The sequence below is a fragment of the Azospirillum sp. UENF 312511 genome (assembly GCF_058780635.1).
On sequence record NZ_JBSNCG010000005.1, the window covers coordinates 953,738 to 975,996 of the forward strand.

At 69.0% G+C, this 22,259-nt stretch carries 18 protein-coding genes; 7 read left to right on the top strand and 11 right to left on the bottom strand.

Annotated features, from left to right (window positions below; all coding sequences use genetic code 11):
• Positions 1-264 precede the first annotated feature (264 nt).
• The 3 genes from ACWPN7_RS32715 to ACWPN7_RS32725 all read left to right on the top strand — a co-directional run bounded on the left by ACWPN7_RS32715 (position 265) and on the right by ACWPN7_RS32725 (position 4,836).
• Positions 265-2,292, top strand: coding sequence for a methyl-accepting chemotaxis protein (locus ACWPN7_RS32715; protein ID WP_459197482.1), 2,028 nt, complete (start codon positions 265-267; stop codon positions 2,290-2,292).
• Positions 2,293-2,422: 130 nt separating this feature from the next.
• Complete coding sequence (locus tag ACWPN7_RS32720; protein ID WP_103040453.1) at positions 2,423-3,562, top strand: SbmA/BacA-like family transporter; 1,140 nt, start codon at positions 2,423-2,425, stop codon at positions 3,560-3,562.
• An 89-nt stretch (positions 3,563-3,651) separates the two neighbouring features.
• Positions 3,652-4,836: an HPP family protein gene (locus ACWPN7_RS32725; RefSeq protein ID WP_459197481.1), complete on the top strand. Its 1,185-nt coding sequence runs from the start codon at positions 3,652-3,654 to the stop codon at positions 4,834-4,836.
• A 55-nt stretch (positions 4,837-4,891) separates the two neighbouring features.
• Here the strand turns inward: ACWPN7_RS32725 and ACWPN7_RS32730 are convergent, their stop codons facing one another.
• From ACWPN7_RS32730 to ACWPN7_RS32740, 3 genes are all read right to left on the bottom strand, one after another.
• Complete coding sequence (locus ACWPN7_RS32730; protein ID WP_459197480.1) at positions 4,892-5,788, bottom strand: ParB/RepB/Spo0J family partition protein; 897 nt, start codon at positions 5,786-5,788, stop codon at positions 4,892-4,894.
• Positions 5,778-6,812: an AAA family ATPase gene (locus ACWPN7_RS32735; RefSeq protein WP_040136000.1), complete on the bottom strand. Its 1,035-nt coding sequence runs from the start codon at positions 6,810-6,812 to the stop codon at positions 5,778-5,780. The genes ACWPN7_RS32730 and ACWPN7_RS32735 overlap by 11 nt, the downstream gene beginning before the upstream one ends.
• 170 nt (positions 6,813-6,982) lie before the next feature.
• Positions 6,983-7,747: a M48 family metallopeptidase gene (locus tag ACWPN7_RS32740; protein WP_040137346.1), complete on the bottom strand. Its 765-nt coding sequence runs from the start codon at positions 7,745-7,747 to the stop codon at positions 6,983-6,985.
• Positions 7,748-7,883: 136 nt separating this feature from the next.
• Between ACWPN7_RS32740 and ACWPN7_RS32745 the strand changes: the two genes are divergently transcribed.
• Both ACWPN7_RS32745 and ACWPN7_RS32750 read left to right on the top strand, forming a co-directional pair.
• Entirely contained in the window at positions 7,884-8,057 is a 174-nt protein-coding gene (locus tag ACWPN7_RS32745; RefSeq protein WP_456530471.1) for a hypothetical protein, read from the top strand.
• Between the two features lie 178 nt (positions 8,058-8,235).
• A complete protein-coding gene (locus ACWPN7_RS32750; RefSeq protein ID WP_451994998.1) occupies positions 8,236-8,943 on the top strand; it encodes a hypothetical protein in 708 nt (235 codons plus the stop codon).
• Positions 8,944-8,951: 8 nt separating this feature from the next.
• On the opposite strand, the gene ACWPN7_RS32755 is transcribed toward ACWPN7_RS32750, so the two are convergent.
• Entirely contained in the window at positions 8,952-9,980 is a 1,029-nt protein-coding gene (locus ACWPN7_RS32755; protein WP_459197479.1) for an AbrB family transcriptional regulator, read from the bottom strand.
• 213 nt (positions 9,981-10,193) lie between these two features.
• Between ACWPN7_RS32755 and otnI the strand changes: the two genes are divergently transcribed.
• Both otnI and ACWPN7_RS32765 read left to right on the top strand, forming a co-directional pair.
• Positions 10,194-10,976, top strand: a complete 783-nt coding sequence (gene otnI, locus ACWPN7_RS32760; protein ID WP_459197478.1) for a 2-oxo-tetronate isomerase — start codon at positions 10,194-10,196, stop codon at positions 10,974-10,976.
• A gap of 2 nt (positions 10,977-10,978) precedes the next feature.
• Positions 10,979-11,869 (top strand): AEC family transporter, encoded by an 891-nt coding sequence (locus ACWPN7_RS32765; RefSeq protein WP_456526371.1) that lies wholly within the window; start codon positions 10,979-10,981, stop codon positions 11,867-11,869.
• 124 nt (positions 11,870-11,993) lie between these two features.
• Here ACWPN7_RS32765 and ACWPN7_RS32770 read toward each other — a convergent pair whose 3' ends face one another.
• The 7 genes from ACWPN7_RS32770 to ACWPN7_RS32800 all read right to left on the bottom strand — a co-directional run bounded on the left by ACWPN7_RS32770 (position 11,994) and on the right by ACWPN7_RS32800 (position 22,235).
• Entirely contained in the window at positions 11,994-12,980 is a 987-nt protein-coding gene (locus ACWPN7_RS32770; RefSeq protein WP_459197477.1) for a glycosyltransferase family 2 protein, read from the bottom strand.
• Positions 12,977-13,900, bottom strand: coding sequence for a glycosyltransferase family 2 protein (locus ACWPN7_RS32775; protein ID WP_051140669.1), 924 nt, complete (start codon positions 13,898-13,900; stop codon positions 12,977-12,979). The genes ACWPN7_RS32770 and ACWPN7_RS32775 overlap by 4 nt, the downstream gene beginning before the upstream one ends.
• Positions 13,901-13,935: 35 nt before the next feature.
• Positions 13,936-15,369: a lipopolysaccharide biosynthesis protein gene (locus ACWPN7_RS32780; protein WP_200479973.1), complete on the bottom strand. Its 1,434-nt coding sequence runs from the start codon at positions 15,367-15,369 to the stop codon at positions 13,936-13,938.
• On the bottom strand, positions 15,366-16,739 hold the full coding sequence (locus tag ACWPN7_RS32785; RefSeq protein ID WP_459197476.1) for an O-antigen ligase family protein: 1,374 nt from the start codon (positions 16,737-16,739) through the stop codon (positions 15,366-15,368). The genes ACWPN7_RS32780 and ACWPN7_RS32785 overlap by 4 nt, the downstream gene beginning before the upstream one ends.
• Positions 16,740-16,961: 222 nt before the next feature.
• On the bottom strand, positions 16,962-19,214 hold the full coding sequence (locus tag ACWPN7_RS32790) for a GumC family protein (protein ID WP_149648914.1): 2,253 nt from the start codon (positions 19,212-19,214) through the stop codon (positions 16,962-16,964).
• Positions 19,215-19,257: 43 nt separating this feature from the next.
• Positions 19,258-20,652 carry a nucleotide sugar dehydrogenase gene (locus ACWPN7_RS32795; RefSeq protein WP_051658570.1) on the bottom strand — a complete coding sequence of 465 codons (1,395 nt, stop codon included), beginning with the start codon at positions 20,650-20,652 and terminating at the stop codon, positions 19,258-19,260.
• A gap of 404 nt (positions 20,653-21,056) precedes the next feature.
• Positions 21,057-22,235 (bottom strand): GNAT family N-acetyltransferase, encoded by a 1,179-nt coding sequence (locus ACWPN7_RS32800; protein ID WP_407823737.1) that lies wholly within the window; start codon positions 22,233-22,235, stop codon positions 21,057-21,059.
• Positions 22,236-22,259 lie beyond the last annotated feature (24 nt).

Sequence of the window (22,259 nt, forward strand, 5' to 3'; positions counted from 1 at the left end):
AACATCGGCCCTCAACATCGGGACGGTTCCGGCGTTCCGATTCGCAGCTTGCCGGCGCGGGCGTGGCGATTTGCGACGCGGATGGGAGCGCGTTGGCAAATTGCAACGGTTGGGAAGGAACAACCGCGCAGCCCGCTCGGGATTTTTGCTGGGTGGAACAGCAATTGCGCGGGGATTGGGAGTTGGTACGGAATTTGAGAATGATTTGATCCGGTGCGGGCAACCGACGCCGAACAAAAAATACCCCAGGCAGGAAATCCCATCATGACCACCTCCCTTCGTGCTTTCGCCAACTTGCGCACCGCAACCAAGGTCTACACCGGCTTCGGGGTCACGCTGGCCCTGCTGGTCACGCTGGGGGCGGTTTCCTGGAGCGGCCTTCGGTCCAACGATACGGCGCTGCGCAGCTACGCGGCGCAATCCGACGTCACGGTGACGCTGGGAGAGGCCGATACCGCGCTGTCCGACGCGCTGGGGGCGGCAGCGGAGTTTCTCGTTTCCGGCACGGACGGTGCTGCCAATCGCTTCCGCGCGACAGCCGGGGACTTCCGCCGGCAGTTGGACAAGGCGGCCCCCGGCATCCGCGACGGCGCCGACCGTCAAGCGGTGGAGGAGATCCGCGGGCTGGAACGGGACTTCCTGACCGGCTTCGACCGGCTGGTCGCCCTGCGCACCGAACGGGACGGCATCGTCGCGGAGGTCGTGAACAAGCTGGGGGCCGACATCCGTCGGACGTTGAGCGATCTGGTGACGGCCGAACGGCAGACCGGCAATCTGGACCGCACCGTTCAGGCCGCGGGTGTCAGCGAGCAGTATCTGCTGGTGCGCGTTCTGGTCGCCCGCTTCGTGACCGAGACGAAGCCCGAGGATCTGGTCCGCATCCGCCAGGATCTGGCGGCGGTGGCCGCCGACGTCGAAGACGAAGCCAAGGGCTGGGCCGATTCCCCGGGTGCTGCCAAGCGCTCCGAGCTGCTTGCCAAGCTGCCGCGCTACACCGCCGGCATCGAGCGCATCGCCGCCATCGCCGAGGAGATGACGCGCGTCAACGCCGACACGCTGACCCGCGCCGGCGCCCAGATCAATGGGAAGATCGGGTCGATCCGCCAGCACTCCACTGAGGTCCTGAAGGGGCTGGAGGTCAGCGCCGCCGCCGCGGTGACCGCCGCCGAGCGGCAAGGCGCCGCGGTGACCGCCGCCGCGATGGCGCTGGGCCTGCTGCTGGCCTGGATGATCTCGCGGACGATCACCCGTCCGCTCGGCGCCATCACCGGGGCGATGGGCCGGCTGGCCGAGGGCGACCGTACGGTGCAAGTGGACGAGGGGTGGCGAAAGGACGAGATCGGGGCGCTGGCCCGTGCGCTCCAGGTCTTCAAGGCGAACGCCGAGGAGATGGAGCGCATGCGCAAGGCCCAGGAGGAGGCCGAACGCCAAGCCGCCGAGCAGCGCCGCGCCACCATGATCCGCATGGCCGACACCTTCGAGGCGACCGTCCAGGGCATCGTCGAGGCGGTGGCGAGCGCCGCCGGCGGCATGAACAACGCCGCCAGCACCCTGTCCGGCACCGCGGCGGACGCCAGCGAGCGCTCGCTGCTGGTTGCCTCCGCCTCCGAGGAGGCCTCGGCCAACGTGCAGACCGTCGCCAGCGCGACGGAGGAGCTGTCGGCCTCGATCGCCGAGATCGGTCAGCAGGTGGAGATCTCCACCCGCATCGCCGGTCAGGCGGTGACGGATGCGGAGGGGGCCGACCGCACCATGCGCGCCCTGGTCACCGCCGCCGAGCAGATCGGGCAGGTGGTGGAGATCATCAGCGGCATCGCCGCCCAGACGAATCTGCTGGCGCTGAACGCGACCATCGAGGCGGCGCGTGCCGGCGAGGCCGGCAAGGGCTTCGCCGTGGTGGCGGGCGAGGTGAAGGCGCTGGCCAACCAGACCGCCAAGGCGACCGACGAGATCCAGTCGAAGGTGCAGGAGATCCAGCAGACGACCGGCGGCGCGCAGAAGGCCATCGGCAGCATCGGACAGACCATCGGCCGGATGAGCGAGATCGCCACCACCATCGCCGCCGCCATCGAGGAGCAGGCCGCCGCCACCCGCGAGATCGCCAGCAGCGTGTCCCAGGCCGCCCAGGGGACGGAGGAGGTGTCGCGCAACATCGCCGGCGTCAGCACGGCGGTGTCGGAGACCGGCAGTGCCGCCAGCCATGTCCATGGCACGTCGGAGGAGCTGGCCGCCGAGGCCGAGCGCCTGCGCAGCGAGGTGCGCAGTTTCATCGCCACCGTCCGGGCCGCCTGATCCGGCGGGATGAGGGGATCACCGCTTGTTCCGGTTCCCCTCCGCCGGAAGGGTGGTAGGCTGAGCCGAGGCGCCTGAGAGTCGGGCGTCTCGGTTGGATGCTTCGATTGAGCGGCCGGGATGGTCGGTCATGGCGAAACGGATCTTCCCAAGGACCGCCTCCGGCTTCGTCCGGCGCTTTGTCGGACTGGCCGGAGGCTACTGGTCGGGGCGGGAGCGCTGGTCGGTGTGGCTGCTGGCGGTGGCCCTGCTGGCCCTGACGGTGGCGCAGGTGTCCGTCCCGGTCATGATGAATTTGTGGAGCCAGCGCCTGTTCGACGCGCTGGAGCAGCGGGCGCTGGAGCGTTTGCCGGTGATGGCCGCGGCGGCCGGCGGCATCCTGCTTTACAACATCGCCGTCACCGTGGCGCATTTGTGGGTGAAGCGGCGCCTCCAGTTCGGCTGGCGGGCGTGGCTGACCCGGCGGCTGGTCGGCGAATGGGTGTCGGACGGGCGGGAACAGGCTCTCCCCTCCCGTCCCGGCGATCACGACAATCCGGACGGGCGCATCGCCGAGGACGTCCGCATCGTCACCGAACTCGCCGTCGATCTCGGCCATTCGCTGACCTATTGCCTGCTGCTTTTGGTGAGTTTCGCCAGCATCCTGTGGCAACTTTCCGGGGTGGTGCCTGTCGCGTTCGGCGGCGTGAGCCTTGCGGTGCCCGGCCATTTGCTTGTCCTCGCCTTGGCTTTTGCCGCCGCCGGGACCGCCGCGGCCGTCGCCGTCGCCCGGCCGCTGGTCCGCGCGGCGGAGCGCCGGCAGGGGCTGGAAGCGGATTTCCGTTTCGGGCTGGCGCGGGTTCGCGAGAACGCTTCGGTCATCGCCCGGCAGCGCGGCGAGGCCGTGGAGCGCGGCCGCATATCCCTGCTGTTCGACGGGGTGCGCCGCGGCTGGGAGCGGCAGACCGGCGCGCTGGTCCGCGTGATGGCCTTCGGCGCGTCCTATTCGGTGCTGTCCGCGGTCTTTCCCATTCTGGTGGTGGCGCCCCGCTACGCCGCGGGAGTCATCACGCTGGGGGTGATGATGCAGACCGCGCAGGCTTTCCAGCAAGCCGTCGCGGCGTTGTCCTGGCCCATCGACAATCTGGCGACCGTCGCCCAGTGGACGGCGTCGGTCGAGCGCGTGCTGGGGCTGAAAGAGGCGTTGGACGGGATCGCCCCCTTGCCCCCGGTCAAGGCGCCCGCTCCCGGCTTCCGGTCCGATGGCGGCAGCACCGCGCGGAAACGGTGAGGCGATCCGGCACTTTCCGTTTGACCTCAACTTAGCTTGAGGTTCTATCCTGCCGCCGCACGCCGAAACCTTGGGAGGGACCGGGCCGAATGCACCGCGAGATACGGCTCCTGCTGCGCCGCTGGAAAATCACTCTGCTGAAGAAACGCGAAAACCGCCGCCGCCTTGCCCTGTTCAGGCCCATCTTGCCCGGTGCGAACTTGAAGGACCGGCTGATCGCCTGCTGCGGCGCCATGCTCGGCCTCGCCGCGACCGGCCTGCTGTGCCACAACCTGCTGACCCACATCACCAGCGCGCCGGCCTTGGTGGCGCCGATGGGGGCATCGGCGGTCCTGCTGTTCGCGGTGCCGGCCAGCCCGCTGGCCCAGCCCTGGTCGATCATTGGCGGCAACACCCTGTCGGCGCTGGTCGGGGTGATGGTGGCGGCGCTGATCCCCGATCCGATGCTGGCCGGTGGCGTGGCGGTGGCGCTGGCGATCGCGACCATGTCGATGACGCGCTGCCTGCACCCGCCGGGCGGCGCCGCCGCGCTGACCGCGGTGATCGGCGGCCCGGCGATCGCGGCGTCGGGGATGCAGTTCGTGTTCTATCCGGTGGCCGTCAACTCCATCCTGCTGGTGCTGGCGGGCTGGACGTTCCATCGCTTCTCCGGCCATTCCTACCCGCACCGGGCGCCGCCCAAGCCGGCCAACAGCCACGGCACCGCCGATCCCCCCGCCCAAACGCGCGCCGGCCTGACCGCCGACGACCTGGACGAGGCGATCCGCGAACTGGGGGAGGCGCTGGACGTCAACCGCGACGATCTGAGCGCCCTTCTGGAGAAGGCGGAGCTTCACGCCATGGAGCGGATGCACGGCGGGATCACCTGCGGCGACATCATGTCCCGCGACGTGGTGACGGTGAGCGCGGAGGCCCATCCCGAGGTGGCCCGCGCCCTCCTGATCGAGCACAGCTTCCGCACCCTGCCGGTGGTGGACCGGCGCAACGTGGTGGTCGGTCTGGTCGGATATCAGCATCTGGTCGGGAACGCCGCGACGGTGGCCGCCGTGATGGCCCCGCCGGTGACCGCCGGGTCGGAAACCCCGGCCTTCCGCCTGCTCGGCCCGCTGTCGGACGGGCGCACGCACGAGGTCGCCATCGTGGATGGAAGCGGCGGGCTGCTGGGCGTGGTGACCCAGACGGACCTGCTGCTGGTGATGGCCCGTACGAACCTGCTGCAATCGTTGGAGAGCGCCCGGCCCCCGGCCGCGCCGGTGGCCTTGGCGAGCCGCTGAACCGTATTGGACGTCCCGGCTCCGCGAGAAAATTTTCTCGCGGAGCCGGTTCTTCTCACTCCCCTCCCCTGCCCTTCCCGGCAATCGGACCGGCGTTCAGGATCGCGTCGATATCATCGCGGATCGCGCGGAGCGTCTCGCGGTCGATGTCCGCCAAGGCCAAGCCCTGCTCACGGACGCTGGCGACGGTCTGGCGCGCCCCGAACACCGCCTTGGCCAGCGGCTTCGGCAGGGCGCTGCCGGTCGGCACCGCGTTTCCGCGGGGCTTCGCCGCCGTGGCCGCCGGAGCCTCCTCGTCGGCGGAGCGCCGGGCCATCTCATTGACCAGTGCGTCCCAGCCGCGCAGTTGGTCCCCCTCCCCTTTCAGCCGCGCGATCTCTACCAGCCGGTAGCGCGCCGGGCGGTGCAGCGGATACTCGTCGCGGATGCGTTGCGGCAGGCGGCTGATAAGGAGCGCGCGGGAAATGTCCACCCGGTCCTTGCCGACGATCCGCCCGACATCCTCCTGCCGGTAGCCGTGGCGCTCCATCAGCCGGGCGTAGGCGTCACCCTCCTCGAAGGGCGACAGGTCGGCGCGCACGACGTTCTCGATCAGCGCCAACTCGTCCGACGCGCCGGTGACGGTGACAGCGTAGATGGTCGGGTGGCCGAGCGCCCGAACGGCGCGGAAGCGCCGCTCCCCGAAGACGAGCTGGAAGCGGCCGTCGCTCAACTGCTGCACGCCGACCGGTTGGGCCAGCCCATGCTGCGCGATGGAGGATTTCAGCGCCTCCATGTCCGTCTCGTCGAAATGGCGGCGCGGCTGGTCGGGGTTGGTGACGATGCGGCCGACGTCGATCTCCACGACGACCGGGCCGCGGCGGTTGAAGCCCTGCCCGTCCTCGCGGGCTTGGCGCTCCGCCGCCGCGGTGGTCAGCACGCCGGTGTTCGTCCGGGCCAGTTTACGCGACATGGGCCATCACCTCCGGCATACGGGCACGTTCCTGGATCAGCGCGTCGGCGACGGCCTGATAGACTTCGTAGCCCGGCGCGTCCGGCACCGCCTCCAGCGCGGCGCGCCCGGCGGCCACCGCCTGGGCGTAGACGGTCGCCCGCGGGATCGGGCCGAAGACGCGCAGCTTCGTGCCGAACAGGTTGCGGATGTCGTCGAGCGACGCCTGGTCCTGGGTCAGCCTTGCGTTGAACATCGTCGGCAGGATGCCGAGAACGCTGACCCCCGGGTTGGCCCGGCGGCGGATCATGTCCAGGTTCTCCAGCAGGAATTCCACACCCGCGACGCTCAGCATCTCGGTCTGGCAGGGGATGGCGACGGTGTTGGCGGCGGTCAACGCGTTGCGCGCCAGCATGCCGAAATGCGGCGGGGTGTCGACGAAGATGAAATCGTAGCTCTGCCGTGCCCCGCCATCCAGGCATTCACGAAGCGCGCAGTCCCCGGAGGACTGGCTTTGCAACTCCGCCTCCGCGTCGCCCAGCCGCATGCCGCTGGGGATCACGTCCAGCCCGCTGTCGGTGGTGACGATGTAGTCGCCGAGGTCGAAGTGTTTCCCCCGCGATTTCAGCGCCTCCACGGACGCCTTCAGCGCGTAGTAGAGGGTTTTCTCCTCCCGCTCGCGCTCGATGGAGTTGATGCCGAGATGGATGGTGGCGTTGGCCTGCGGGTCCGCGTCGATCAGCAGGACCTTGAAGTGCCGGGCGAGCAGGGTGGCGGTGTTGACGGTGAAGGCCGTCTTGCCCACACCGCCCTTGCGGTTGGCCGCCGCACAGATCAGCGCCGGACCATGCTGCGTCACCGTTCCGATCTTCTCCTGCAGCAGCAGGGAAATGACCGGGGCCGGGATCTTCTCGCTGCCGTTCTCCCAACGCGAGATCTTCGCCTTGTCGTATTTCCGGCCGAGCTTTTCGTTCAGCCAAGCCGCGAAATCCGGCTGGTTCAGCGTTCGGCCTTCCCGGAACGCCTTGATGTCCTCGCCGCGCATGGTTCATTCCCCTGCCTTGCCCCGACGCCACTTTTGCGCGGCGCCGGAGTCCGGTCAAGCCGGAATGTTGACTCCGGGGCAGGGGAGGGGAGTCAACATTCGGCGAGAAAATTTTCTCGCGGGACAGGCCCTGGCGGGCGGCGCGACCGCAGCGCCACCCGCCGCTCCGGTCAGCTCGGCTTGTAGGCCGCCTTGGCCTCGGGCATCAGCTTTTGCAGCGCGGCGATGCGGTCCGCCGTGCCGGGGTGGGTGGACATGAAGGTGGGCTGCTCGGCCCCGGCCTGCTTCATGTTCTGCCACAGCTCGATGGCCGCCTGCGGGTCGTAGCCGGCGCGGGCCATCATCAGCAGGCCGGCGCGGTCGGCCGCCAGCTCCTGGTTGCGGGAATAGGGCAGCAGCAGGCCGTACTGCGCGCCGGTGCCCAGCGCCGCGGCGATCATCTCGCTGCCGCCGACCCCGCTCGCCCCGGCAACAGCCCCCAGGATGCTCGTGCCGGCGTCGGTGGCCATCTGGGTGCTCACCCGCTCGGCGGCGTGGCCTTCCAGATTGTGGGCGATCTCGTGGCCGATGACGGCGGCGAGCTGCGCGTCGGTCTTGGCGTATTGGAACAGGCCCTCATAGACGCCGATCTTCTGGCCGGGCAGGGCGAAGGCGTTGGCTTCCTTGCCCTGGAACACGCGGACCTCCCATCCCGCGGGGTCGAGCGAGGCGGCGCGCAGCAGGCGGGCCGAAATCTGCTCGGCGCGGCGCTGGTAGCTGGCGTTGGTGGTGGCCGGGGTCGACTGGATCAGGCGCTGCCAATCCTGCTGGCCGAGTTCGACGAGCTGTTCCTGCGAGACGAGGTTCAGCCCGAGCCCCGTCGAATTTCCGGCGCATCCGGCCAGCGCCAGGGACCCGGCCAGCGCCGCGGCAAGGCACAGGGGTCGGACGGTCATGGTCGGCATTGCTCTTCCTCCGTTGTGGTTCTGTCCACCGCATCCTATCCGATGGCGGATGGGCTGTGCCGGGGCAATTCGGTGGTCATGTTTTCGGTGGCCGTGTTCTGAAAGCCGCAACGTTTGGCAAGGCGTGATGTTGCTTGCCGTCACCGCCGTCTGCTACTGGGTGGGGGAGGCGATGCAGAAGACCGATTTCCAGGATTTGGACAGGGTGCCGGACGCGGTGGTCTCCACCTCGGCCATGGCCGCGCGAAACGCCGCCCACCTCGCGCGCTTTCTGAAGGAGAAACAGTATCCCGGCGAATGACGGCGACTGGTGATTAGACGTCTAATAGCGTCGCATCGCCTCCTCCTCCCGCCCGTGCCATTCCGTGGATATCCGGGAAAGAGGCTTCTCAACCGCCCGCGTGATTCCATGTATAGTCGGTCTTGTAGGCCGGCGATGCGATGGCGTCGCCGCGGGTGGATGGTGGCAGGAGGAACGGGTGGCGACGCTCAAGGAATTCGAAGAAGCCTTGAAGACGGCGGGCAACACGGAGGCCCTGGAGATCCTGGGCAAGCTGCGTGAGCGCGACAAGGCCCAGCGGTCGATCCGCCCGGCGCGTCGTGTCGTCGGCAAGAAGATGACCCCGGAACTTGCCGCGCAGATTCTGGAGCTTCATCGCACCACCGACATGACGCAGCAGGAAATCGCGTTCCAGCTCAGCGTCAACCAGGGCCGCGTGAACGAGGTCATCAAGCGCGGCAAATGGCTGAACGACGACCCGAACGCTCCGGAGGCCGTCGCCCGTGACAAGGCCAAGGCCCGTGTCAAGGACGGGGTGGGCATCGAACCGCGCCCGTCCCGTCCGAAGAAGAAAAAGGCGGCCAAGCCGGCCGAGGAACCGGCGGTCGAGGAACCGGTGGTCGAGCCGGTTCAGGAGGTCGTGGCGGAGGACGTGCCTGCTGCCGCAGCGCCGGTTCCGGAAGAACCGGCCCACGCGCCCGAGCCGGTCGAGGCGGCCCCGGAAGCGCCCGTGCCCGAACCGGCTCCCCTGGAGCGGGTTGAGATGGTCCTGAACCCGGACGCCCAGGATGCGGTGGCCGAGGAGAAGGCGGCGGAGGACAAACCGGCTGCGGAGAAGGCGCCCAAGGAGAAGAAGAAAAAGCGCAAGGCCGAGCCGCCGGCGCAGCTTCTCTTCGACGGGCTGTAGGCGTCCGCTCAGCCGCGGCGGGGTTGCCACCAGCGGGCCAGGAAGCCCAGCCCGGCGAAGCGCACCACATGGTGCGTGCCGACGAAGGCGGTGTCGAGGCCGAGCACGAAGGCCACGATGGTCATCGCCTCCACCCCGCCCGGCGCGTAGGCGAGCCAGAGCTGGCCGAAGGGCAGCCCGAGCAGCCAGCCTCCCGCCCAGGCGAAGATGGAGGACAGGACGAGCGCCAGCGCCACGCTTTCCAGCGATGGGCGCAGCGCCGCCCGCAGGGAGGCCAGCGTGACCCCGGCGAAGCGCGACCCGATCAGCGCCCCCGTCACCACGAAGCCCGCGTTCAGCAGCCAGTTCGGCAGGCGGTGGTCGACGAGGCCGCTGCCGTGCAGCAGCGCGCTTCCCAGCATGGCGCCGAGCAGCACGCCACCGGGCACGCGCAGCTTCTGGAACAGCAGCCCGGCCAGGGCGCTGGCCCCGATCAGCAACGCCAGTTCGGGCAGGGCGTCCGCCGGGTCGGAGAGGGCAGGGCGGGGCGGCTGGCCGGGGGTGGAGGCAATCAGATCAAGCAACCAGGGCATGGCGGCGACCAGGACGAACAGCCGCAGGCTCTGCGCCAGCGCCACCCGCGGCAGATCGGCCCGGCTCTCCGCCGCCAGCACCAGCACCGCGCCCAGCGCGCCGGGAACGGCAGCGTAGCGCGCGGTTGCCGGGTCCCAGCGGTGCACCCGCTCCAGCCACGCCGAGCAGGCGTACAGGCAGGCCATCACCGATCCGGCAAGCAGCGCCATGCTGAGCGGCCAGGAGGCCATCTGGTGCAGCGTGTCCGGCGTCACACCGGCACCCATGGAGATGCCCAGCAACACGAAGGCGGCAGTGCCGAGCGGGGAGGGCAGGCGGAGCGTCAACCCGCCGAGCGCCCCGCCGGCCACCGCGGTCATCGCCCCCATCAGCCACGCCGCGGGTAGCCCCGCCAAGGCGAACAGCCCGCCACCCAGGGTGGCCAGAAGGAGGGTCAGGGCGGTGGAGGCGAGTCGCTTCATCATCCGTCGGGTCCGGCTGCGGCAAGGGCCGTGCACTGTGCGTGTCACCCGCAATGCCGCGCAACCGGTATGGGCGGTCACCTGACAAGCGTGTGCGGCATAGGCCGGCGATTGTCCGGACCGTCCGCCTGCTGCATTGTCGGAGCAACCGGCCGCCACGGCGGCCCAGACGACGCGGGAGGGGACCATGCCGATAAGAACCAGGGGATGGACGCCATGAGGTTCGCCGCCAACCTGTCCATGATGTTCACCGAGCGGCCCTTCCTGGAGCGGTTCGGCGCCGCGGCGGCGGCCGGCTTCGATGCGGTGGAGTTCCTGTTCCCCTACGACGTGCCGGCGGAGCGGATCAAGGCGGCGCTGGACGCCCATGGGCTGACCCAGGCGCTGTTCAACCTGCCCCCCGGCGACTGGGCGGCGGGGGAGCGCGGCATCGCCAGCCTGCCCGGCCGCGAGGCGGAGTTCCGCGAGGGCGTGGCGACCGCCATCGCCTACGCTAAGGTGCTGGGCAACCGGCTGCTGCACTGCATGGCCGGCATCCCGCCGGAGGGGCACGATGCAGCTCTGGCGCTCTACACGGACAACCTCCGCCATGCCGCGGCGGCCTGCGCGGAGGCCGGGTTGACGCTGCTGGTGGAGCCGATCAACAACCGCGACATGCCCGGCTATCTGATGAACGGCACCGCGCTGGCCCGGCGGGTGATCGAGACGGTGGGGGCGCCGAACCTGAAACTCCAACTCGATCTCTACCATTGCCAGATCAGCGAGGGTGATCTCGCCACCCGCATCCGGGCCAACGCCGACCTCACCGCCCATGTGCAGATTGCCGGCGTTCCCGACCGCCAGGAGCCCGACCGTGGCGAGGTCAACTATCCCTATCTGTTCGAGGTTCTGGCCGACACCGGCTACCGCGGCTTCGTCGGCTGCGAGTACCGCCCCCGCGCCCGGACCGAGGACGGGTTGGGCTGGTTCCACGCCGCCAGCAAGCAGGCTGCGCGCTGACCATGGATCTGCTCGCCCCCCTGTCCAGCATCGCCGCCGTCGTCGTGCCGGTGTTCCTGATCGCCGCCCTCGGCTTCGGCTGGAGCCGCGCCAAGCTGCCCTACGACAGCGCCTTCATCACCACCTTCGCGATCAACGTCTCAACCCCCTGTCTGGTCTTCTCCTCGCTGGCCCGCCTGACGCTGGGCGGGGACGACCTGCTGACCATGGCGGCGGCCTCGGTCGGCAGCATGGCGCTGGCCGGGCTGATGGCGACGCCGATCCTGCTCGCCAGCCGCCTGCCGCTGCGCGTCTATCTGCCGGCGCTCAGCTTTCCCAACGGCGGCAACATGGGCATTCCCGTCTGCCTGTTCGCCTTCGGGGAGACCGGGATGGGGCTGGCGGTGCTGTTCTTCGCGACGCTCGCCGTCCTCCAGTTCACCATCGGCCCGGCCCTGGCGGCGGGGCGCACGGACGCCAAGCAGGTGCTGCGCACTCCGGTGATCTACGCGGTCGCGCTGGCCGTCTTTGTCCTGCTGACCGGCGTCCAGCCGCCGCAATGGGTGACCAACACGACGACGCTGCTCGGCAACTGCGCGGTGCCGCTGATGCTGTTCTCGCTGGGGGTGGCCCTGGCGGGGCTGCGGATGCAGGGTATGCTGCGGTCGCTGGCCATGTCGGCGCTGCGCCTGCTGCTCGGCTTCGCCGCCGGTCTGGCGGTGGTGGAGGTGCTGGGCCTGGAGGGCACGATGCGCGGCGTCGTGCTGCTGGAAAGCACCATGCCGGTGGCGGTGTTCAACTACCTCTGGGCGCTGCGCTACAACAACGCGCCGCAGGAGGTCGCCGGGATGGTGCTGGGGTCCACGGCGCTGTCGTTCCTGACGCTGCCGCTGCTGCTGGCCATGGTGATGTGAAGAGGGAGGGGAGTGTTGTTGCCCCCTCCCTAACCCTCCCCCGCTAACGCAGGGGAGGGGACTATTCTCCCTCCACCGCGCAGCGGGGGAGGGCAGGGGAGGGGGCAATACCTCGCCCCGCGCCTCACGCCGTCGCGGCGTCCGAATGGGTCGCCGCGCGCACCCGGCGGTGGAAGGACGGCGGCACCACGCAGGTCCCGAAGAACATCAGATAATGCCGCATCTTCGGATCGCCCGCCCGCGTCGCCTCGGCCAGCAGGCGGCGGACGGCGTTCCAGTCGCCCTCGCGGCGGGCCATGCCGACGACCTTGGTCATCAGGAAGGCGGCGTAGGCGTTGCCGGTCATCAGCGGACGGTGCGTGCGCGCCCACTCGAAGGCTTGCCGCCAGTCGTCGACCGAATGCAGCGAGGCGCGGCCCTCGTCGATCTCCACGAAGCACAGCGGCTCATCCACGAAGACCAGCTCCGCGCCGGGTTGATCCAGCGCGCGGAACAGCCAGCCCCAATCCTCGAAATGGCGATAGTCCGGCATCGGCACGGCGAGCGCCAGCGAGCGCGGCACCATGATCGTCGGGGTGGCGAGATAACCGGGGCGGGACAGCGGGCTGCGGCGGTCGATCAGATAGTCGCTGATCGGCTCGCCCGGCTCCGGCCGGCGCTGCGGCCAGACGTAGCGGCGCTCGCCGATGCTGACGCTGGTGCTGCAGGAGACCACCGGCAACTTGGCGCCCGACGCCTTGGCGGCGGCGAGCTGCCGTTCCAGCTTCTCCGGCGCCCAGGAATCGTCGTCGTCCAGGAAAGCGATCCACTCGCCCAGCGCCGCCTGCACCCCGGTGTTCCGCGCCCCCGCGGGACCGAGCGACGCCGGGTTCTGCACGATGCGCAGGCGGCGGTCCTCCACCGCCTCCAGCGCCGCGACGGTGGCGGGGTCCGGACCGTCGACGACGACGATGATCTCGACGTCCTTGAGCGTCTGGGCGCGCACGCTCTCCACGGCGTTCAGCACGAGATGCGGGCGGTTGCGCGTCGGGATGACCGCGCTGACGGTGACGGGCGGGGCTTCCGCCGCGCCGCCCTTCATCGCCCCGCTGTTCGCCGCAACGTCCTTCATCGCTTGTACTCCAGATATTGGAAGCCCATCAGGCCGTAGAGATAGCCGCTGCCGACGCAGATCTTCTGGAGACGGCGGATCGGCCAGCTCGTGTCGAAGGCCATCACCATCGGCACCAGCGGCAGGGCGGCAAGGTTCAGCGCGATGTGCGCGAGCCCCAGTGTGGAGCGCTTCACCAGCGTGCGGCGCTGGCCGTTCAGCTTGGCCTCGGTCAGCGACACGCAGGTGCCCAGGCGGAAGGCGCGGCGCAGGATCCAGCGCGCGGTCATGCGGCTGGCCGGCACATGCTCCTCGATGGTCGCCTCGTCGCACCAGACGATGCGGTGGCCCTGGCGGCGGATCTGTTCGAAGAACAGCACATCGCTGCCGCCGGACAGGCTCAGCTCCGGGTCGAAGCGCACGCCGCCCTTCAGGATGGAACGGCGGAACAGCACGTTGCCGGTGGCGCAATAGGCCGGCTCGCTGCCCGTGGGCATGCGCTGCAGATCGTGGAAGCGGCCCTTGGTCAGCCAGTCGGGCGGGCGCTTCTCGTAGATCGGCAGGACGGGGCCGGCGACCACGGCGGCGCCGGTGCGCTCCATGGCCGTCACCAGCCAGTCCAGCCAGCCGGGGCTTGCCACCTCGTCGTCGTCGATGAAGGCGATCAGGTCGGCGTCCGTGGTCTCGTCCAGGCAGCGGTTGCGGGCGGCGGGAATGCCCGGCACCGGCTCCGCCGCGTAGCGGATGGGGAAGCGCCAGTCCTGCGCCATCTCGCGGCACAGCGGTTCGGCGGAGCGCGCCGGGTCGTTGTCCACAACCAGCACTTCGACGTCCAGCGGGGCGTCGGGGTTGAAGGTCAGCCCCTCCAGCGACAGCAGCGTGCGGTGAAGATCCTTCGGCCTGCGGTAGGTGCACACGCAAACCACCAGCTTTTTCGACATGATGCCTGTTCCTTCCTCACGCCTGTTCATGGGGTTCATGCCGGGGATCGGGTGCGTTTCAGCCGGGCCAGCGCGATCCGCACCTGACCCATCAGGTTGGCGGGGTTGAGCACGGCCAGGGCCAGCAGATAGAGGCTGCCCGCCGGGGCGAGCTGGACGAGCAGCAGGTCGCTTTCCATCGCCGCGACTTTCAGCCCGGCGGCGAAGAGCAGGGCGGCGGTGGTCACCTTCAGAAGATCCTTCACCGGCACCGCCAGGACGCCGGCGCGCGGCATCAGGATGACCGCGGCCACCACCCAGCCGAGCTGCGCCGCCAGCGAGCCGTAGGCCGCCCCGATCACCCCGAAGCGGGGGATCAGGAACAGGTTGGCGCCGACGTTCAGCACCGCCGTCAGCATGGTCAGCTTCAGGATGTAGCCGGTCTTCTTGGTCAGGTGCAGCGACAGGTCGAAGTGATAGATGCGCAGGATGCTGATGAAGACCGACAGGGCGACGAGCGGCATGATCGCCGCACCGGTCTCGCGGTACGCCTCGCCGAGCAGCAGCCCGACGATGCCCTGGGCGGAGATCACCTCCATCAGCACCAGCGGCAGGCAGACCAGCAGCAGGATCGTCAGGTTCTGCGCCATGATCGGGCGCGCGGCGCGCGGGCCGGCGCTGTCGAAGGCGCGCGACGCCATCGGCAGCGTGACCAGCGAGGCCGCCGATGCCACCAGCATGATCGGCTGCTTGGCGAGGTCGAAGGCCATGGCGTAGGCGCCGGCCGCGGCCTCGCCGATGAACCAGTAGATCAGGAAACGGTCGGCGAAGTCGAGCGCCCAGCCGACCATCAGGCTCAGCATCAGCGGGCCGCCGAAGGTCAGCAGGAGGCCGACCCGCTCCCGCGCCGGCCAGCGCAGCGAGATGCCCTTGAGGTCGGAGCGCAGCCAGATCGCGGTGACCAGCAGGAAGCCGATGCTGGTGCCGAGCAGCAGCCCCTCCTCCTTCCAGCCGATCAGCACGAAGGCGGAGCCGAGCGCCAGCCCGAACAGCGCCTTGGCGAAGGACTTGGCCGCGAAGACCGAGCCCTTCAGCCGCGCCCGCGACATCTGGATCGACAGGTCGAACCAGGAGATCAGGATCGCGATGACCGGCAGATACAGCACATAGTCGATGCCGTTCATGCCGGGGTAGAAGGCGACCACCGCGCCCAGGATGGCGAGCACCCCGCAGGCCACCACCAGGAAGGCGGTGACCACGGTGGAGAGCCAGGCGTCCCGCTCCGCCGCGTCGCCGCCGCACTTGCGCAGGACGAACAGACCCATCCAGGAGAAGCCGCAGGCGTTGATCGCCGCTGCCGCCGCCATCACCAGGGCGTAATGGCCGTAGGCCTCCGGCGTGACGATGCGCGAGAAGACCGCGACCGCCGCGAAGCCCAGGATGCCGACGGCAATCCGGGTCGCGAAGAAGGCGAAGCCGCTCGACATCATGACCGCGACTCCGCAACCGGGATGCCGTTCCGCAGCTTGGGCCGCCGTCCCGCCGGACGCGGGGTCAGGGCGTGGACGTGGACCGTCTTGGCCAGCCGCGTCTGGAAGGCGGTGAAGAGGAACCACAGCAGGCCGTTCTGGATCAGCAGGCTGCTTTCCGCGACGTTGCCCAGCAGGAGCATCATGGCGAAGACGATGTGCCAGCGCGCCGCCCCGCTGCGGTCGACCGGGACGATCCGGGCGATGCGCGACAGGTAGATCACATAGGCCACCAGGAAGAGGCCGAGGCCGAGCAGGCCGACGTCCAGCGTCGTCTGGATGAAGCCGTTGTGGGCGTGGATGTCGAAGCGGCCCGAGGTGCGCCAGAACAGCGCCCCCGGCGCGTCCAGACCCGACCAGAAGGCGCTGAAGCCGTAGCCCAGCACCGGCTGCTGCTCGATCATCCGGATCGCGAAGTCCCAGATCAGCGTGCGCCCGGTCAGCGTGATGTCGCGGCCGAGCAGCGCGGTAATGCTTTCCAGGTTCAGCAGCGCGAAGATGGCGGCCAGCATGATGACCATGGTGCCGCCGTACAGCTCCAGCGCCAGCGACCCGGCGTCCTGCCGGTGGGTGACCAGCATGACCAGGGTCATGCCGGCCGTGGCGACGATCAGCGCCGTGGCGGAGCCCGACATGGCGAGACAGCCGGCCATGATGGCGAAGGTGCCCAGCCGCCAGACCAGCGCCATGGTGTCGGTCACCGGACGGGAGCGCAGGACGAACAGCCCGGCGGTCAGGCCGAAGGCCATGGCGTCGCCCAGGCCGTTTTTGTGGGAGAAGACGCCGCGCCACTGCGATCCCTGCTCCGCCGGCATCAGGCCGTAGCTCGGCAGGCCGACCGCCAGAAGCGCGCTCAGCACCGCCAGCACGAAGACCGCGCGGTGGATCAGCCGGGCGAGCGCGACCTCGCCGTAGGACAGACCGACATAGAGGCCGAAGATGGTCGTGCCGACCAGGGCCACGCTGCGGCGGATGGTCAGCGACGGATCATGCGACCATTGGCTGGACGCGATGGCCAGCACCACCATGAGCGCCATGGGAATGCTGAGATAGCGGAAGGCCCGCACGCCGTGGAGCATGACGATCCGCAGCAGGGCCGTGGCGTAGAGGCCGGCGAAGATGAGCTGCTTGATGGTGTCGCCGGAGGATTCCGGCGCGCCGCCCGCGCGCAGGATGAAGCGCTGCGAGGGCGCGGACATCATCACCGACAGCAGCGCGTCCCACAGCAGGATCAGGCCGATCGCGCACACCACCTGATCGAACAGGCTGGGCGTGAGATCGGCGGCGCTGCGCAGGAGCGTCGTCCGTGGCCGGGCGGGCGGCGCGTCCACAGCGGGCGCCGCCGCCAGAGCGGCTCGGTTTCGCGGAAATGGCGTTGCACTCATCCTGTTCCCCCGATGAACCCTTTAACCCCTCTCCCCTCCGGGGAGAGGGAGGGGACCCACCGCATCAGCGGTGGGGAGGGTGAGGGGGTTGCGCTTTTGCCGGACGGTCCGACACGCACATCCCCCTCACCCTAACCCTCTCCCCAGAGGGGAGAGGGGATTTGCCCATCAGCGCGTGTAGTAGCGGCGCGCCTCGTTCATGCCGTAGGCCTCTTCCGACGCGTCGGTCCGGGCCAGCTTCTTCAGGTCCACCCGGCTCAGCACGACGCTGGTCACGTCGCGGCCCAGCTCGGTCAGCCGGTCGATGGCCCGCTGGACGACGGCGCGCGGCGTCTGCTCCCAGCGCACCACGAACAGGCATTCCGTCGCCGACCGGGTCAGCACGCCCGCGTCCGCCACGACCGCCATCGGCGGGGTGTCGAGGATGACGCAGTCGTATTCGAGCGAAGCGAACTTGATGATGCTCGCCAGCTTCTCCGAGCCCAGAAGCTCCTGCGGGTGGTCGCAATGCGGGCGGCCGACGACGTAGTGCAGTCCGCTGCGGCCATCCACCTGGACCACGTCCTGCCATTCCGCCTTGCCGACGATCAGGTCGCTCAGGTCGCCCGGGGCGTTGTCGCCCAGCACGTTCCCGATGCGTGGGCAGCGCAGATCGCATTCCAGCAGCAGGACCCGCCGGCCGGACGCCGCCAGCATGCGCGCCAGGGTGAGGCAGACGGTGGTCTTGCCCTCGCCGGGAACGGCGGAGGTCACCATCACCACGGAGCCGGTGTTCAGGGCGCCGCGGGCGTAGAGCGACACGCCGATGGCGCGCACCGCCTCGCTGTACTCCGACCGCGGACGGTCGAGGACATAGTCTTCCGGCTTGGCGTTCTTGTGATGCGGCAGGGACGGCACCAGCCCGATGGCCGGCACGCCGATCGTCTCTTCCACATGCTGGGTGTTGCGGAAGGTCTTGTTCAGATGGTCGCGCAGGAAGGCCAGGAACATGCCGATCAGCAGGCCCACGGCCAGACCGCCGCCGACGAACAGCTTCTTGCCCGGCGTCGACGGCTCCAGCGGCGGCTCCGCCTTGGACACGACGCGGGCGTCGCGCTGCTGAAGATCGTCCTGCTCGCGCGTTTCGACGAGACGCTGGAGCAGCCCTTCATAGACGCGGCGGTTGGCGTCGGCCTCGCGCTGCAACTGGGCCAGACGGACGTTGGCGCCCAGCTCGCCCGCGGTCTCGGCGGTCAGCTTCTTCAACGCGGCCTCAAGCTCGCGCTCGCGGGCGCGGGCGATCTCGACCTCGTTGTTGATGACCGCCATGATCTTGGTGGCTTCCTCGCGCATCTTCTGGCGCAGGTTCGTCAACTGGTTGACGTAGGCCTGCACCGCCGGATGCTGGTCGCCGTAGCGGGTGCGGTATTCGGCCAGCCGCCGCGCGATGCCCGATTCCTCCTCGCCCAGCCGCTGGATCAGCGGCGAGCCAAGAATCTCCGCCGCGTTGCCCTCGGTCGGGCTGCGCGCGACGATCCGGGCGTTCTGTGCCCGTGCCTCCGCCCGGCCACGCTCCGTCTGGGCGACGACCAGGGCGCGGTTCAGCTCGGCCAACTGCTGCGACAGGAAGGTTTCGCCGCCGGCGCTGCCGAGCACGAGGCCCTGCTGCGCGCGGTAATCCTGCACCGCCTTGTCCGACACCTCGACCTGGGCGCGCAGCTCGTTGATGCGGTCCTCCAGCCACTTGTTGGCCTGCTGGGTGACCTCCTGCTTGGTCTGGAGCTGGTCGAGCAGATACTCGTCGACGAAGGCGTTGGCGATGCGCGCCGCCTTGTCCGCCTCCTTCGCCTTGAAGGAGACGACGATGGTGTAGGACTGCGCGTCGCTGGTCGCCGACAGGCCGCGGCGAACGTCCGCGATGACCGCGGCGCGCTCCTTCTCCGCAGTGGTCGGCTCCTTCACGCCGATGCCGACGGAGTTCAGATAACCGGTGATCTGCTGTTGCAGCGGCGACAGGTCGTAGCCGACGGTGTCGTTGATCCCGGCGATGGCCCGGTCGATGGCCGAAGGCCGTTCGATGGCGCCGTTGAACTCCGGGTCATGGACCAGTCCCAGCCGATCCACCACCTTGGCGGCGGTGGCGCTGGAGGTGATCATGTCGATTTCGGTCCGGATCGCCGCCGCCTCGCGCGGGAGGTTGGAGATCACGGCGTTGATGTCCGTGACCTCCGTCGTGCGCGGGTCGATGATGAGCACGGCCTGGCTGGTGAACCGCGGCTCATAGAGCAGGGCACCGGTGGTGGCCAGCGCGGTGCAGCACAGGACGCTGGCGATGATCGTGCTCCGGCGCCGGCGCAGCACCTGGAGGAGGTCGCGGAGCGCGACCTCCCGGGTGCTGGCTTCGGACCCCAGGGCTCCGTCTACATGAGTGTACGCGGCCATCCCATTCTCCTGAGGATCGGTCGTTTAGGGTCCAGGCCGGCGGTCAGCCCTTCACGATCTTCTCGTCGACGATGCCCGCCTTGCCGAAGGCGTTGCGGGTGTCGACGATCAGCGGCAGCCCGTCCAGGAAGGCCTTCAGATCGAAGGAGTCGTGGTCGGTGCACAGAATCGCGGCGTCGAAGGCGCCTTCCTGGATTTCCTCCAGCGCGACCGACGGCGTGCCGGCCATGCGGGCGAGCCGGCGCGTCTCCGGAAGCTCCGGCACGTGCGGGTCGTAGTAGAAGACCTCGCAGCCGCGGTCCTGGAGAAGATCGATGATCTTCAGCGCCGGGCTTTCACGCATGTCCTCGATGTTCTTCTTGTAGGCGACGCCCAGAACGAGGATGCGCGACCCGCGCAGCGCGCGGCCCAGCTTGGAGTCCATGGCCTGGGACAGCCGCTCCACCACGTAATGCGGCATGCGGGTGTTGATCTCGCCGGCCAGTTCGATGAAGCGGGTAGCAACGTCGAACTCGCGGGCCTTCCAGGTCAGGTAGAAGGGGTCGATCGGGATGCAGTGACCGCCCAGGCCGGGGCCGGGGTAGAAGGGCATGTAGCCGAAGGGCTTGGTCTTGGCGCCTTCGATCACTTCCCAGACGTCGATGCCCATCGCGTCGTAGACGACCTTCAGCTCGTTGACGAGCGCGATGTTGACGCAGCGGAAGATGTTCTCGGTCAGCTTCACCGCCTCGGCCGCCTCAAGCGACGAGACCGGGATCACGCGCTCCAGCGCGCGGCCGTACATCGAGCAGGCGATGCGCAGCGCGTTGGGGTCCTCGCCGCCGACGATCTTCGGGATGCGGGCGGTGGTGAAGGTCTCGTTGCCCGGGTCCTCGCGCTCCGGCGAGAAGGCCAGGAGGAAGTCCGTGCCGCTGTTGAGGCCGGTCTTCTCCAGGATCGGGCGCACGACCTCGCGAGTCGTGCCGGGGTAGGTGGTCGATTCGAGGACGATCAGCTGGCCGGGGCGCAGCACCTGGGCGATCTGCCGGGTGGTGACCTCGATGCAGCTCATGTCCGGCTCGCGGTTGCGAGTGAGCGGCGTCGGCACGCAGATGACGATGGCGTCCATGTCGGCCAGCGACTGGAAGTTCGCCGTGGCCGTGAAGCGGCCCTCCTCCAGCATCCCGCGGACCTCGTCGGTCGACACGGTGCCGATGTAGGAGGTGCCGCCGTTGAGGCTGGCGACCTTTTCCGGATCGATGTCGAAGCCCGTCACCGAGAAGCCGGCCCGCGCGAACAGCCGCGCCAGAGGCAGGCCGACGTAACCCAGGCCGATGACGCCGACGCTGGCGGTGCCCGCCGCGATCTTCGACTCCAGCGTCGCCAGAGCTTCCGGAATGCCGGACGTGCCGACCGAACCCCCGCTCACCAACAGGTCGGCAAACTCATTGCTCGACATAAGACGTCTCCTTTTCCGACTCTCTTGTTCGTAGAGGTTTCACCGTTATTCGCGCTGTAATTCTGAGATCAATTTTACCGACACAAAACCGAAGCCAAGGTCCGGATCTGAAATCGGGCCTTGGCTTTTGCTGTTCATAAGACTGATCGATCGGCGTTTCCTCTCACCGAATACATTAGGCTGCTTTGTCTAAGCACCCAGCAATCGTGATAGAAAAAGGGGCAGCCGTAAACGTCGTAAAAGGCCGAACTACCGTCAGTTTACCGGGTGACCTTTCTTGTGAGACTTTCGGGATGACCATCCCGAAAGGTGCTTCATTAGCCCCTTTTGAGTAACCACGGGCAGAATAGACGAAAGGAGCCGGACCGGCGCGTCGGCGGCCGGACGGCTCCTTCGCACCCCGGTCATCCCTGGACGGCGACTCCTTCCGGTTGCAGCCCGGCGGCCTCCGGCAACGTGTTGTGCATCAGGAAGCTGGCGTCGCCGTCGCCCATGGTCAGCAGCCAGTTGCCGCGCTCGGCGAACTCGTCCCGATCGATCCCCGCGTCGGGGCCGGGATGCGCCATCACCCGCACCGGGAAGCCCACGCGGTCCGGCACCTTCATCATGCCCATGGCGAGGAAGGTCCGCTCCGCCCGCGTGTTCAGCGTCCGGCAGATCAGCGCGGTCGCGCGCTCCGTCGCGGCGATGCGCAGCGTGTGGCTCAGCAAGACCCACAGCCACTTCGGCTCGCACAGGTAATCCACGACGGCGAGGCAGGGCTCCTTGCGCCAGGTCTCACGGCGCAGGACCACGTAGCCCAGCGGCTCGTCCCCGCGCGTCAGGATGAAGCGGCGGTAGTCCGAGGCGCAGGGAATCGCGTCGTAGCGCCAGCGCAGATGCGTCAGGTCGCGCAACGCGATCAGCGGGTAATGCGGGGAGGCGCGCCGCCAGATGGCGTCGGCCCGCCCGTCGAACCGCCCGATCTCCTCGAACCGCGCGCCGGTCGCCCGGCTCAGCAGGTGGCCGCCGATCCGTGCGCCGTGCAGGGCCGGCCCGGCGATCGCCCCGATGGTCCGCATGCGGCCCTGAAGCGAGGACGCCTCCAGGCATCGCCGCGTGTCCAGCGGGAAGACGTAGGCGGGCAGGGCGCCGATGTCGATCCAGCCGGCCTTGCTGTAGGCCTTGTAGGCGGAATCGGAAATGTGGATGGCCATCGCCAGAGGACGGCTGTCGAGCTGCGCTTCCGCCAGGGGCGTGAAGGCGCCGCGCATCCGCCATTCCGGCAGGACCATCAGGCTGTTGGCCCAGGAGGCCGGGATTTCCCGGTCCCGCGCTTTCAGGCGGAAGGGAATCCCGCATTGCTGGCCGACGATTTGTCCCTGCCGCTTGCACACCCAGACTTGCGGCCCGTCCGCGTCCCGGTCGGGCACCTCGTCGAAGAGCCAGCGGTTGTAGGCTTCGTCCACCTGCCAGACCCGTTCCCCGAACATCTTGCGCTGGAAGCCGCGCAGTTCCCCCGTGTCGGAAGCGTCGAAACGGAAAACGGTTTTCTTCAGCCGGTCGGTGATCGACTGACCGACGGTGCTGCTGCTGGTGCTCACATGCCCCCCCTTGTTCGAACGCGC